16 protein-coding genes are annotated in these 11,257 nt (G+C 69.9%); 12 read left to right on the forward strand and 4 right to left on the reverse strand.

All coding sequences use genetic code 11. The features are described 5' to 3' along the window. The first annotated feature begins 114 nt into the window (after positions 1–114). The 5 genes from ACFQ27_RS13250 (at position 115) to ACFQ27_RS13270 (ending at position 3,364) form a co-directional block, all read left to right on the forward strand. Positions 115–843 carry an SDR family oxidoreductase gene (locus ACFQ27_RS13250; protein ID WP_377353910.1) on the forward strand — a complete coding sequence of 243 codons (729 nt, stop codon included), beginning with the start codon at positions 115–117 and terminating at the stop codon, positions 841–843. Positions 844–929: 86 nt separating this feature from the next. Continuing rightward, positions 930–1,277, forward strand: a complete 348-nt coding sequence (gene folB / locus ACFQ27_RS13255; RefSeq protein ID WP_374344506.1) for a dihydroneopterin aldolase — start codon at positions 930–932, stop codon at positions 1,275–1,277. Next, entirely contained in the window at positions 1,274–1,765 is a 492-nt protein-coding gene (locus ACFQ27_RS13260) for a hypothetical protein (RefSeq protein WP_374342547.1), read from the forward strand. The genes folB and ACFQ27_RS13260 overlap by 4 nt, the downstream gene beginning before the upstream one ends. A gap of 86 nt (positions 1,766–1,851) precedes the next feature. Beyond that, positions 1,852–2,256 carry a DUF4870 family protein gene (locus ACFQ27_RS13265; protein WP_374342549.1) on the forward strand — a complete coding sequence of 135 codons (405 nt, stop codon included), beginning with the start codon at positions 1,852–1,854 and terminating at the stop codon, positions 2,254–2,256. 151 nt (positions 2,257–2,407) lie between these two features. After that, positions 2,408–3,364, forward strand: a complete 957-nt coding sequence (locus ACFQ27_RS13270; protein WP_374342551.1) for a tetratricopeptide repeat protein — start codon at positions 2,408–2,410, stop codon at positions 3,362–3,364. Between the two features lie 13 nt (positions 3,365–3,377). On the opposite strand, the gene ACFQ27_RS13275 is transcribed toward ACFQ27_RS13270, so the two are convergent. After that, complete coding sequence (locus ACFQ27_RS13275; protein WP_374342553.1) at positions 3,378–4,265, reverse strand: branched-chain amino acid aminotransferase; 888 nt, start codon at positions 4,263–4,265, stop codon at positions 3,378–3,380. 77 nt (positions 4,266–4,342) lie between these two features. Here ACFQ27_RS13275 and ACFQ27_RS13280 point away from each other — a divergent pair, with 77 nt between their 5' ends. The 5 genes from ACFQ27_RS13280 (at position 4,343) to aac(6') (ending at position 7,827) form a co-directional block, all read left to right on the forward strand. Next, positions 4,343–4,822 (forward strand): MarR family winged helix-turn-helix transcriptional regulator, encoded by a 480-nt coding sequence (locus ACFQ27_RS13280; protein ID WP_374342555.1) that lies wholly within the window; start codon positions 4,343–4,345, stop codon positions 4,820–4,822. Continuing rightward, positions 4,822–5,535 (forward strand): response regulator, encoded by a 714-nt coding sequence (locus ACFQ27_RS13285; RefSeq protein ID WP_374342557.1) that lies wholly within the window; start codon positions 4,822–4,824, stop codon positions 5,533–5,535. Before ACFQ27_RS13280 ends, ACFQ27_RS13285 begins: the two co-directional genes overlap by 1 nt. Next, positions 5,535–6,884 carry an ATP-binding protein gene (locus ACFQ27_RS13290; protein ID WP_374342559.1) on the forward strand — a complete coding sequence of 450 codons (1,350 nt, stop codon included), beginning with the start codon at positions 5,535–5,537 and terminating at the stop codon, positions 6,882–6,884. Before ACFQ27_RS13285 ends, ACFQ27_RS13290 begins: the two co-directional genes overlap by 1 nt. A gap of 66 nt (positions 6,885–6,950) precedes the next feature. Further along, positions 6,951–7,379, forward strand: coding sequence for a DUF2147 domain-containing protein (locus tag ACFQ27_RS13295; protein WP_374342561.1), 429 nt, complete (start codon positions 6,951–6,953; stop codon positions 7,377–7,379). A 1-nt stretch (position 7,380) separates the two neighbouring features. Continuing rightward, on the forward strand, positions 7,381–7,827 hold the full coding sequence (aac(6'), locus tag ACFQ27_RS13300; protein ID WP_377353911.1) for an aminoglycoside 6'-N-acetyltransferase: 447 nt from the start codon (positions 7,381–7,383) through the stop codon (positions 7,825–7,827). Here aac(6') and proC read toward each other — a convergent pair. The 3 genes from proC to ACFQ27_RS13315 form a co-directional block, all read right to left on the reverse strand. Next, positions 7,824–8,618 carry a pyrroline-5-carboxylate reductase gene (gene proC / locus ACFQ27_RS13305; protein ID WP_374342565.1) on the reverse strand — a complete coding sequence of 265 codons (795 nt, stop codon included), beginning with the start codon at positions 8,616–8,618 and terminating at the stop codon, positions 7,824–7,826. The two genes, aac(6') and proC, sit on opposite strands and share 4 nt — an antisense overlap. 148 nt (positions 8,619–8,766) lie before the next feature. Beyond that, positions 8,767–9,270, reverse strand: a complete 504-nt coding sequence (locus ACFQ27_RS13310) for a type III secretion system chaperone family protein (protein ID WP_374342567.1) — start codon at positions 9,268–9,270, stop codon at positions 8,767–8,769. A gap of 150 nt (positions 9,271–9,420) precedes the next feature. Further along, positions 9,421–9,663: an accessory factor UbiK family protein gene (locus ACFQ27_RS13315; RefSeq protein ID WP_374342569.1), complete on the reverse strand. Its 243-nt coding sequence runs from the start codon at positions 9,661–9,663 to the stop codon at positions 9,421–9,423. A gap of 96 nt (positions 9,664–9,759) precedes the next feature. Here ACFQ27_RS13315 and lgt point away from each other — a divergent pair, with 96 nt between their 5' ends. Both lgt and ACFQ27_RS13325 read left to right on the forward strand, forming a co-directional pair. Beyond that, positions 9,760–10,668 carry a prolipoprotein diacylglyceryl transferase gene (gene lgt, locus ACFQ27_RS13320; RefSeq protein ID WP_377353912.1) on the forward strand — a complete coding sequence of 303 codons (909 nt, stop codon included), beginning with the start codon at positions 9,760–9,762 and terminating at the stop codon, positions 10,666–10,668. Next, a partial coding sequence (locus ACFQ27_RS13325) for an SAM-dependent methyltransferase (protein WP_377353913.1) occupies positions 10,655–11,257 on the forward strand: 603 nt, incomplete at its 3' end. The genes lgt and ACFQ27_RS13325, both read left to right, overlap by 14 nt.

Here is an 11,257-nt window from a genome sequence, read left to right on the forward strand (position 1 = left end):
CCGGAGATTTCCATGAGCCCGCTGTTCATCATCATCCCGTTCTTCGCCGTGCTGGCCATCCTGAACGTCTGGGAATTCGGCAGCCTGGACTAAGTCCGGCCAGGACCTCACCCCGTGACCAGCCGCGGCGCGGCGCTGGTGACCGGCGGGTCGCGCCGCATCGGGCGTGTGCTGGCGCGTGTCTGCGCCCAGGCCGGCTTTGATGTCGCCATCCACTGCCGCGCCGTCGATGACGACGCCGAGCGCGCCGCCGCCGAGGTCCGCAGCCTGGGCCGCAAGGTCTCCATCCACGCCTGCGACCTGCGCCGCGAGCCGGAAATCTCGCCCCTGGTCGGCGATGTCGAGGGCGAGCTCGGCCCTGTGACCCTGTTGGTCAACTCCGCCTCTGTGTTCGAGGAAGACAGCTTCTCCACCCACAACCGGCACTCCTGGGACACCCACCTGGAGACCAACCTGCGGGCGCCCCTGGTGCTGGCCCAGGCCTTCGCCCGGCGCCTGCCGGCCGACCGCCACGGCCTGATCGTCAACCTCCTGGACCAGCGGGTGCTCGATCCCCGGCCGGAGTTCTTCAGCTATTCCCTGTCCAAGTCCGCCCTGTGGGACGCGACCCGGATGCTGGCCCGCGCGCTCGCCCCCAATATCCGGGTGAACGCCATCTCGCCGGGGCCGGTGCTGCAGTCGATCCACCAGACGCCCGAGGACTTCGCCGCCGAGGCGGCTTCAACGCCCCTGGCCCGGGTGGTCGACCCGGCCGAGATCGGCCAGGCCCTGGCCTACTTCATTGACGCCCCTTCGGTGACCGGCCAGATGCTCGCGGTCGACGCCGGCCAACACCTCAGCTGACCTCACAAGGACTCCCCGCCTTGGCCCTGCCCCAGGAGACGCCTGCCCAACCCACCGACCAGCCCGGCGCCGCCGGCCGCATCGTCATGACCAAGATCTTCGTCACCGGCCTGAAGGTCGAGGCCGAGATCGGCGTCTACGCCCACGAAAAGGGCCGCGCGCAGCCGCTGATCGTCGATGTCGAACTCGACGTCCCCGCCGCCGGGATCGAGCGGTTGGCCGATACGGTGAACTACGAGATGGTCGGCGAGGCCGCCCGGGCCATCGTCGCCGAGGGCCATATCGGCCTGGTGGAGGCCTTCGCCGAACGCCTGGCCCGCGCCTGCCTTGAGGACTCCCGCGTCATGCGCGCCCGGGTGCGGGTGGAAAAGCCCCTGGCGCTCGCCCCTCACGCCGCCGCGGCCGGGGTCGAGATCACGGTGGTGCGGGGGTGAGGCACGCGGCCCGCCTCTCGCCGCTCCAGGCCGAGACGGTCTGGACGCTGGAGGACGGCGCCATCGTCGAGACCCGCGGCGCCCATGTGCGCCGGCTGGCCCTGGCCGAGTTGAAGTCGCTGAAGATCACCCCGCAGGGCGCGGCCCTCGGCTTTGGCCTGCGTCGCCTGGTCATCCCGGCCCGCACCTATGGCGGCGGGCTCAAGCCCCTGGACGCCACCGACACCTACGCCCCCTTCGCCGAGGCCCTGGCGGAAGCCTGCGTCCACGCCGCACCCGCCGCCCGCCAGCGCGCCGGCGCGCCCGGCCGCGCCGAGCCGGTCATCTGGATCATGGCCCTGATGGGCGGCGGCGCCGCGGCCCTGCTGGTCTTCGCCGCCCTGGCGGGAGACTTCGCCCTGGGCGTGGCCCTGGCGTCACGCCTGCTGTTCGTGACCATCCTGGCGGGGGCCGTGCTGCCTTGGCTGGGGCGGCCGCGCACCACATGAACGCGAATTAAAGTGGCGCGCGACCAAAACGGGCCCACATTTCTCTTCAGGCGCACAATCCTGGCGCATCTGGAGCTGAAGTCACCATGAGCGATCACACCCTCGTCGAGCCCGCCGCGGCCTCCGAGGACCGCACCCTGCCCGCCATCGCCTACGCCCTCTATATCCTGGCCTTCAGCAATGGCCTGACCGCCATCATCGGCCTGATCCTGGCGTCGGCGAACCGGGCGTCGGCGGGACCGCGCATGGCCAGCCACTACCGGTTCCTGATCAACACCTTCTGGATGGGGATCGGCTGGGCGCTGATCGGCGGTGTGCTGCTGCTGTTCGGCGTGCCCCTGTCCCTGGTTCTGGTGGGCATCCCCTTCGCCATCCTGGGCGGGGTGATCCTGGGCCTGCTCAGCGTCTGGTTCCTGGTCCGCTGCATCCTGGGCGCCTACTACCTGGCCCAGGGCGTCGCCTATCCGCGCCCCAACACCTGGCTAATTTAAAGGCGCCCGCCGCGCGCTTCGCCCAAGAAGCGCGCGGCTGAGCCGATCCCGCTCCCCTCTCGGTTGCGTCGCCTCGACGCCCCCGGCGGCGCTTGCGGACCCTCCCGCTCATGGTCGCCATGAAGCGGGGGCGGTCGGTGAGGGGAAGCGCATGCTGGGTCGGATTTTCGGAATGCTGCTGGGTCTGGCGCTGGGCGCCGCCGGCTACGCCATCCTGAATCCGGGCGGGCTGGAGGGGCGCATCCCCCCGATCCCGCTCGGCCCCTTCGCGCCCCAGGGCCATGTTCTAGCCTATGCGGCCATGGGCCTGGGCCTGGTCATCTTCATCGCCGCCCTGCTGCCCAAGGGTCCGGGCGGCCCCGGCGGCGGCAAGCGCAGCAAGGGCGAACAGCCCATCGTCGTCGACTTCAGCGCGCCCGCCCCGGCGCCGGCGCCGACCTCGTCCCACGACAGTCCCCACGCCGCGCATGCGCCCGCGGTCCCGCCGCCGGCGCCGCCGACACCTCCACAGGGCCACGCCCCGCCAGATGCGGTCGGGGCGTTCGCCGAGGCCCGGCGCGCGCTCCATGCAGAGACCCGGGCCGAGCACTGGCCCCAAGCCGCCGAGCTCGTTCGGCGGCTTTCGTCTTTGGCGGCCACGGATCGCGAACACATGCTGGCCGCCCAGGATCGCGGCGACTTCGCCCGCGGCCAGGGCCACTTCGAGGACGCCGCCGAGGCCTATGACGACGCCCTGACCTACGCCCGCAAGCTGGGCGACCGCGCCGCCCTGGCCGACGCCCTGATCAATGTCGGCGACGTCGCCTATGACGAGCAGCGCCTTGAGGCGGCCGTCCACGCCTATGAGGAATGCCTGGCCCTGCGCCGCGACCTGGCCGCGGGAGACCCGACCAATCTGAGCGCCAAGCGGCGGCTGTCCCTGGTGCTGGAGCGGCTGGCCGACGCCCGCGAGGATCGCGGCCACCGGATGCGGGCCCTGGACCTGTACAAGGAAAGCCTGGGCGTGGCCCAGCACCTGGCCGCCGCCAACGCGGCCCGTTACGGCAAGGACCTGGAGTTCACCCGCCGCCGGGTCGCGGAGCTGGAAGCCAAGATCTCGGCGATCTGACGCCGGCGGAGACTTAAGCCCCCACGAGCTCCCGACGCACCATCTTGGCGTAGTCGTCCATCAGGCCCAGCGACAAGGCGGCCGGGGTGAAGCTGTACTCCCCGATCTGGGACACCGGCGTGACCTCGGCGGCGGTGCCGACCACAAAGCATTCGGTGAAGCCGCTCAGCTCCTCCGGCTTGATGTGGCGCTCGATCACCTCGATGCCCTTGGACTTGGCCAGAGCAATCACCGACTGGCGGGTGATGCCATTCAGGAAACAGTCGGGCGTCGGCGTATGCAGGACGCCGTCCTTGACGAAGAACACGTTGGAGCCGGTGCTCTCGGCCACATAGCCGCGATAGTCGAGCATCATGGCGTCGGTGTAGCCGGCCTTCTCCGCGGCGTGCTTGGAGATGGTGCAGATCATGTAGAGGCCGGTGGCCTTGGCGTGGACCGGCTCGGTCTCCGGCGACGGGCGCTTGTACTTGGCCCAGCACATGCGGATGCCCTTGGCCTTCTCTTCCGGGCTGAAATAGCTCGGCCAGTCCCACACCGCGATGGCCACGTGGATCTTGGTCATCTGGGCCGAGACCCCGATCATCTCCGAGCCGCGCCAGGCGATGGGGCGCACATAGGCGTCGGTCAGGCCGTTCTTGGCGCAGGTGTCCTTGCAGGCCTGGTCGATCTCGGCCACCGTGAACGGGATTTCGAAGTCGAGGATCTCCGCCGACTTGAACAGCCGCTCCGTATGCTCCGTCAGCTTGTAGATCTCGCCCCCGTACATGCGCTCGCCCTCGAACACCGCCGAGGCGTAGTGCAGGCCATGGGTCAATACGTGCACCTTCGCCTCGCGCCAGGCGACGAACTGGCCGTCCAGCCAGATCCAACCATCGCGATCGTCGAAGGGAACGAGAGACATGGGGTAGATTCCTCCAATCAAGGCCGCTTCCTTACATCCCCCCGCGACCACGGCGTCAAACAAAATGGAACCCCGACATGACGGCGCCGACTGACCCGCGACTGGTGCTGCGCGACGAGGAGCTGGACGCCGGGCTGGAAGCCCTGATGCTGGCCGAGGCGGCCCTGTGGGCGGGGGTCGACGCCGGGCTTGAGGCGGAGGGGCCGGGCCTGGGGCGATCGCACTGGCGCGCCTGCTTCCTGATGAAGCGCAGACCAGGGCTGGGCGTGCAGGAGCTCGCCCGCCTGACCAGCCTGTCCAAACAGGCCGCCAGCAAGGTGATCGGCGAACTGGAGGCCAAGGGGCTGGCAGAAAAGGTCCAGGGCGAGGAGGATGGCCGCCGGCGCGCCGCGCGGCTGACCGAGGCCGGCCAGGCCTTTGAGGCCCGCATCGCGGAACGCTTGCGCGGCCAGCTGGCCCGGGCCTATCGCACGGGCGGACTGGATGGCGTCGGCGGAGCCCGGCGGATCCTGGCGGCCCTGGCCGCCGGGCGGGGCGTGAACGGAGGAGCCGGCTGATGGCGATGGCGGAGACGTTTCAGGGCGAACGCCACCTGCTGGTCGTGGACGACGACGACCGTATCCGCGAGCTCCTGAAGGAGTACCTCAGCCGCCGGGGCTTCCGGGTGTCGGCGGCCGCGGGCGGCGCGGCGGCCAGGACCCTGATGGAGACCCTGGACTTCGACCTCGCCGTCTTCGACGTGATGATGCCGGGCGAGGACGGGTTTTCCCTGACCCGCTGGCTGCGCGACCGCAAGGGCGCGGCGGGCCGCACGCCGGTTCTGATGCTCACCGCCCGCGGCCTGGCCGAGGACCGCATTGAGGGCCTGAGGCTGGGCGCCGACGACTACCTGGCCAAGCCCTTCGAGCCCGAGGAGTTGGTGCTGCGCATCGAGGCGATCCTGCGCCGGGCGCAGGCGCGCCCGGTCCAGGCCCAGAGCGCGGCGATCAACCTGGGACGCTGCCAGTTCGATCCGGATCGCGGGGAGCTGACCTGTGAAGGCGCGGCCGTGCGCCTGACCGAGGCCGAGATCGCCCTGCTGCGCCGTCTGTCCCGCTGTCCGCACGAGCCCGTTGATCGGCTGGAGCTGGCCAAGGAGACGGTGGATCCCTCCGGCCGGGCCGTGGACGTCCAGGTCACCCGCCTGCGTCGAAAGATCGAGACCGATCCCAAGGCGCCCCGATACCTGCAGACCGTGCGCGGGGTGGGCTACATGCTGGCGCCCGACTGATGCGGCTGCGCATCCCCTCCACGCCTGTCATGCGCCGGCTGATCAAGCGCAGCATGCCGACGACCCTGTTCGGTCGCTCGCTGCTGATCATCATCCTGCCCGTCGCCCTGATGCAGGTGGCGGTCACCTGGGTGTTCTTCGACGCCCACTGGCAGGCGGTGACCAGCCGCCTGTCCGATGGCCTGGCGGGCGACGTCGCCTGGGCGGTCGAGAGCTATATGGACGATCCCTCGCCCCAGGCCCTGGCCAAGCTGACCAATCGGGCTGAGCGCTCCATGAGCCTGTCTATCGCCCTGCAGCCGGGGCGCACCCTGCCGGTGGGCCGCCGCCCGGCCCTCTTCGCCGTGGTCGACCGGTCGATGGAGAAGGCCCTGGCCGCCCGCCTGGACGCCCCCTTCTGGTTCGACACCACCCGCTACCCGGCCTATGTCGACATCCGGGTCCAGACGCCCCAGGGCGTGCTGCGGGTGCTGGCGCCGCGCGAACGGGCCATCGCCACCCAAGGCCATATCTTCGTCCTGTGGATGACCATCGCCACCCTGATCCTGACGGCCATCTCCATCCTGTTCATCCGCAACCAGGTGCGGGCCATTGAGCGCCTGGCCTCGGCGGCGGAGGCCTTCGGCCTGGGGGTGGATGCTCCGGCCTTCAAGCCTCACGGGGCGCGGGAGGTTCGCCAGGCCGCCCACGCCTTCCTGGCCATGAAGTCGCGCATCCAGCGCCATATCGACCAGCGCACCGCGCTCCTGGCCTCGGTCAGCCATGACCTGCGCACCCCCCTCACCCGCCTGAAGCTGGAGCTGGCCCTGGCCGAGCCCACCAGCCGCACGGCGGAGATGAAGCGCGACCTGTCCGAGATGGAGCACATGATCGACGAGTATCTCGCCTTCGCCCGCGGCGAGGGCGGCGAGGCTGTCGAGACCATCAGCCTGAAGGCCCTGATCGACGAGGTGAGCGAGGGCGCCCTGCGCGCCGGGGCCGAGGTCCAGGTGGCGGTGGACGCCGAGCTGACCTGCGCGGTGCGGCCCAATGCGCTGAAGCGGGCCCTGTCCAACCTGATCATGAACGCCGCCGTGCATGGCGAGCGGATCGAGGTCTCGGCCAGCGCCCGGCCCACCGGCGGGGTGGAGATCGTGGTCGACGACGACGGCCCCGGCATTCCCGAGGCCCGCTATGAAGAGGCCTTCAAGGCCTTCAACCGGCTGGACGAGAGCCGGAACCAGAACGAGAAGGGCGTCGGCCTGGGCCTGGCCATCGCGCGCGACGTCGCCCGCGGCCACGGCGGGGACGTCACCCTGGCCCGCTCCCCCCTGGGCGGCCTGCGCGCCGTGGTCCGCTTGCCCGGCTAAGCCGCCGCGCCTAGATTCCACCACAAGCCGCCGCGATAGACGACGCGCCCCTAAGGAGTGACCGCCGTGAAAGCCCTCGCCCCCGCCGCCCTTATCGCCACCCTGTTCGCCGCCGGCGCAGCCCAGGCCGCCGACCCCGTGATGGGCGACTGGATGACCTCGACAGGCTCTGGCAAGGTCCGCATCGCCCCTTGCGGCGACAAGCTGTGCGGCACCATTGTCTGGTTGAAGAAGCCCCTGGACGCCAAGGGTCAGCCCCAGAAGGACGAGGCCAATCCCGATCCCAAGCTGCGCGACCGGCCGGTGGTCGGCCTGACCCTGATCAAGGACTTCCGCCAGGCGACCCAGGGCAAGTGGGTGGACGGCAAGATCTATGATCCGCAGACCGGCAAGACCTACGCCTCCAAGCTCAGCCCCAACCCGGACGGCACCTTGAAGGTCGAGGGCTGCATCTCGGTGATCTGCCAGGCCCAGACCTGGAAGCGCGCGAACTGAGGTGGGCGGGATCGCGACCCGCCCGGCGGCGCCCTACGACCTCAGCGCCCTGACCGCGCTAAGATACACCATGTTCCCGGACGATGAGCTTGAGCTCCACCGGGAACAGCTCGAAGCCCTGATCCACAGCCCGGATTACGGCGTGTTCGTCGCGCTCGAGGACGGCGAGCTGGTTGGCTTCGCCGAGGTGGCCCGGCGATCAGACTATGTGAACGGCTGCGACACCAGCCCGGTCGCCTTCCTGGAAGCCATTTATGTCACGCCGGACTGCCGCCGCCGGGGCTGCGCCGGCGCCCTGGTCGCCGCGGTGGAAGCCTGGGCCCGCGACCAAGGCCTGACCGAGCTGGGCTCCGACGCCCTGCTGGAGAACCTGACCAGCCACCAGATGCATGAGGCGCTGGGCTTCGAGGAGACCGAGCGGGTGGTCTATTTCAGGAAAGAGCTCTAGCCGCCCAGTTCCTTCGAGCGCCTGGTCGCAGCGATCACCGCCTTGGACAGCAAGGGGCCCAGCCCGTCATCGGCCATCAGCACCTTGAGCGCGGCCTCCGTCGTGCCATTGGGCGAGGTCACCTGGCGGCGCAGGTCGGCGGGCTCCTCACCGCTGGCGGCCAGCAGGGCGGCGGCGCCGGTCATAGTGGCGCGGGCGAGCGTCCTGGCCGCTTCCGGCGGCAGGCCGGCGGCGACGCCGCCGGCCTCCAGGGCCTCCACAAAGGCGTAGAAATAGGCCGGGGCCGAACCGGAGACGCCGGTGGCGGCGTGCAGCAGGTCCTCGTCGTCCAGGTCGACCACCGCGCCGACCGGCTCGAACAGGGCATGCGCCCGGGCGCGCCCCTCAGCGTCCGCCGCGAAGAGGCTGATAGTGCCCTGGTTGATGGCCACGGCGGTGGTCGGCATCACCCGCGCCACGCGCCGTCCCCCGAAAGCCTGGCCGATGTCATCGGCCCGCACGCCCGCGCAGACCGAGACGATCAGGGCGTCCGGCGCCAGCAGGTGCGCGACCTCGGCCGCCGTCTCGCGCCAGATCTGCGGCTTTACCGCCAGGATCACGGTCTTGGCCTCCGCCAGAGCCGCGTCGGGCGGGTTCAGCCGCGCGCCGTCAGCTTCCACCGCGCGGGCGGTGTCGGTGGGATAGGGATCGCGCAGGATCAGCTCGGCCGCGGCGAAGGCGCCCGCGCGGCGCCAGCCTTCGACAAGCGCGCCGCCCATGCGTCCTGCGCCCAACATCAGGATCGGCGTCATGTGTGATTTCCTCGAACTACCCGCTCATCCCGGCGAACGCCGGGACCCAGATGCCGAAGCGCGGGCTCCGCCGCAATAGGCGCAAGTCCGGTCGGGTCCAAACCGTAGGACCGGGATCCCGGCTTTCGCCGGGATGAGCGGTGTTGGTTCAGGCCTCGCCGACCGTGTCGAACATGCAGGCGGCGATGGCTTCGTGCGGGGTCTTGCCGCCGCGGGCCATGAAGTCGAAGGCCGGATAGAAGCGGTCGGCCGACTCCATCGCCACGTCGATCATCGCCGCGGCCTGGGCCAGGCTGGGACGCTCGCCCGCCATCAGGGCCATGGCGTGGCGGAAGATGATCTCGCCGTCTTCCCAGACCTCGTAGTGGCCCAGCCAGACGCGCTGGTTGATGATCGAGATCAGCTCGTAGGCGGCGGCCTTCTGCTCCGGCTTCACGTGCAGGTCCATGGACAGGCACAGTTGCAGGCAATCGGCTTCCGGGCGCCAGGCGAACCAGAGCTCGTAGTCCTTCCAGTCCCCGGACAGGGCGAAGGCGAGATCGCCGTCCTCGGTCCGGTCGAACTGCAGGTTCTCGGCTTGAAGCACGTGCTCCACCACGTCCAGCGGATCGTGGGCGAGAAGGGCGTCTTCGTCAGCCTGAGGCATATCCATGAGACCTACGGTCCTTTCGCGGCGGCGGCGGAGCCATGGGCCCCGCGAATCGCCCTGCGACCTTGAAGTTAGTCCGGTTCGATGACGGCCTGTCACAGGCTTCTTCCGCCGCGCGAGCCGAAATCGTCAATTTGGTCCTGAGGCGCGATGTCACGCCTTCTTGGTCGGCGCCTTCTTGGAGCCCTTCAGCTCGGCGAGCTCCGCGCGCAGGGCGGCGATCTCGGCCTTCATCGCCTCGAACTCATCGCGCCGGACCAGGTCCATCTCGGCGGCCAGGCGGTCAGCCTGGGCGCGGAAGGCGGCCTTGGCCTCCTCGCCGGCCGTCTGGGCGAGGCCCATCGCGGCGCTGGTGAGCTTGGCCATCTCATCGAGGAAGGGGTTCTGGGTCTGCATACCCCCCTATATGGCCCTTCAGGGGGTGAATGCGAAGACCTTCCGGTCTAAACCGCTCATGGATATGCACCGGAATATCGCCCAGGAGGACGCCCTTTGCCCTTTCCGGACTTCGATCCCATCCTGGTTCAGATCGGCCCCTTCGCCATCCGCTGGTACGCCCTGGCCTATATCGCCGGCATCCTGCTGGGCTGGCGCTACGTTCAGAGCCTGGCCCGAAACGAAAATCTCTGGCGGCTGCGCGGGCCTATCGCGAGCTCGGAACAGATCGACGACCTGATCCTGTGGATCACCCTGGGCGTCATTGTCGGCGGCCGCCTGGGCCATGTGCTGTTCTATACGATGCTGTCCAATCCGGACTCGATCCTGTCCGACCCGGTGGAGATCTTCCGGACCTGGCACGGGGGCATGAGCTATCACGGCGGCACCCTGGGCGTGCTGATCGCGACCCTGCTGTTCGTGCGCAGCCAGAGAAACAAGGTGCCCATCGACCTGCTGCGCCTGGGCGACCTGATCTGCGCCGTGGTGCCCATTGGCCTGTTCTTCGGCCGGGTGGCGAACTTCATCAATGGCGAGCTGTGGGGCCGGCCGACCGCCCTGCCCTGGGGGATCATCTTCCCCGCCGCCGACGGCGTGATGCCGCGCCATCCCAGCCAGCTCTATGAGGCGGCGCTGGAGGGGATCGTCCTGTTCCTGGTCCTGCGCTGGGCGACCCATGGGGCCAAGCTCTTGAACCGCCGCGGCGTGGTGGCGGGGATGTACTTCGCCGGCTACGGCCTGATCCGCGCCCTTCTGGAGAACGTCCGCGAGCCGGACGTGGGCATGCCCAACTTCCCCCTCGGCCTGACCATGGGGATGATCCTGAGCCTGCCCATGCTGGCCTTCGGCGCCTGGCTGATCTGGCGTGGCCTGAAGGAGCCCCTGCCCGACCTCGAACCAGAGACCGAGACGGCGGCGGTCGAGGCGGAAGATCCGTTCAAGATCCGGTCCGATGGCGCTGGCTGACCGGCTGATCGCCCAGATCCGGGCGAACGGCCCGCTCACCGTCGCCCAGTTCATGACCGCCTGCCTGCACGACCCGCAGGACGGCTACTACGCCACCCGCCCGGCTCTGGGCGAGGACGGCGACTTCATCACCGCGCCCCTGGTCAGCCAGATGTTCGGGGAGCTGATCGGCCTGTGGCTGGTCCAGACCTGGATCGACCTGGGCCGGCCCGCGCCCTTCCGGCTGGTGGAGATGGGCCCCGGCGACGGAACCCTGATGAGCGACATCCTGCGCGCGGCCCGGGTCGCGCCGGATATCCTAACCGCCGCCGACATCTGGCTGGTGGAGGTGTCCGAGCCTCTGCGCGCCCGGCAGGCTGAGCGCCTGGCCGGCCAGCCGATTCACTGGGCCGCGAGCCTGGCTGAAGTCCCGGCGGGCGCGCCGCTGCTGCTGGTCGCCAACGAATTGCTGGACTGCCTGGCGCCGCGCCAGTTCGTGCGCACGGCCAGGGCCTGGGCCGAGCGGCTGGTCAGCGTGGATGACCAGGGCCGGCTGGCCTGGGGCCTGGGCGGCGGCGCGGCCCTGCCCTTGCCCGACGGCGCGCCGGAG

The organism is Phenylobacterium conjunctum (genome assembly GCF_042679085.1).
GTDB lineage: Bacteria > Pseudomonadota > Alphaproteobacteria > Caulobacterales > Caulobacteraceae > Phenylobacterium > Phenylobacterium conjunctum.

Excerpts from the sequence above, each read along its gene's own strand:
- folB (WP_374344506.1), top strand. The coding sequence starts at position 930 with ATGACCAAGATCTTCGTCACCGGCCTGAAGGTCGAGGCCGAGATCGGC.
- ACFQ27_RS13265 (WP_374342549.1), top strand. The coding sequence starts at position 1,852 with ATGAGCGATCACACCCTCGTCGAGCCCGCCGCGGCCTCCGAGGACCGC.
- ACFQ27_RS13270 (WP_374342551.1), top strand. The coding sequence starts at position 2,408 with ATGCTGGGTCGGATTTTCGGAATGCTGCTGGGTCTGGCGCTGGGCGCC.
- ACFQ27_RS13275 (WP_374342553.1), bottom strand. The coding sequence starts at position 4,265 with ATGTCTCTCGTTCCCTTCGACGATCGCGATGGTTGGATCTGGCTGGAC.
- ACFQ27_RS13280 (WP_374342555.1), top strand. The coding sequence starts at position 4,343 with ATGACGGCGCCGACTGACCCGCGACTGGTGCTGCGCGACGAGGAGCTG.
- ACFQ27_RS13285 (WP_374342557.1), top strand. The coding sequence starts at position 4,822 with ATGGCGATGGCGGAGACGTTTCAGGGCGAACGCCACCTGCTGGTCGTG.
- ACFQ27_RS13290 (WP_374342559.1), top strand. The coding sequence starts at position 5,535 with ATGCGGCTGCGCATCCCCTCCACGCCTGTCATGCGCCGGCTGATCAAG.
- proC (WP_374342565.1), bottom strand. The coding sequence starts at position 8,618 with ATGACGCCGATCCTGATGTTGGGCGCAGGACGCATGGGCGGCGCGCTT.
- ACFQ27_RS13310 (WP_374342567.1), bottom strand. The coding sequence starts at position 9,270 with ATGGATATGCCTCAGGCTGACGAAGACGCCCTTCTCGCCCACGATCCG.
- ACFQ27_RS13315 (WP_374342569.1), bottom strand. The coding sequence starts at position 9,663 with ATGCAGACCCAGAACCCCTTCCTCGATGAGATGGCCAAGCTCACCAGC.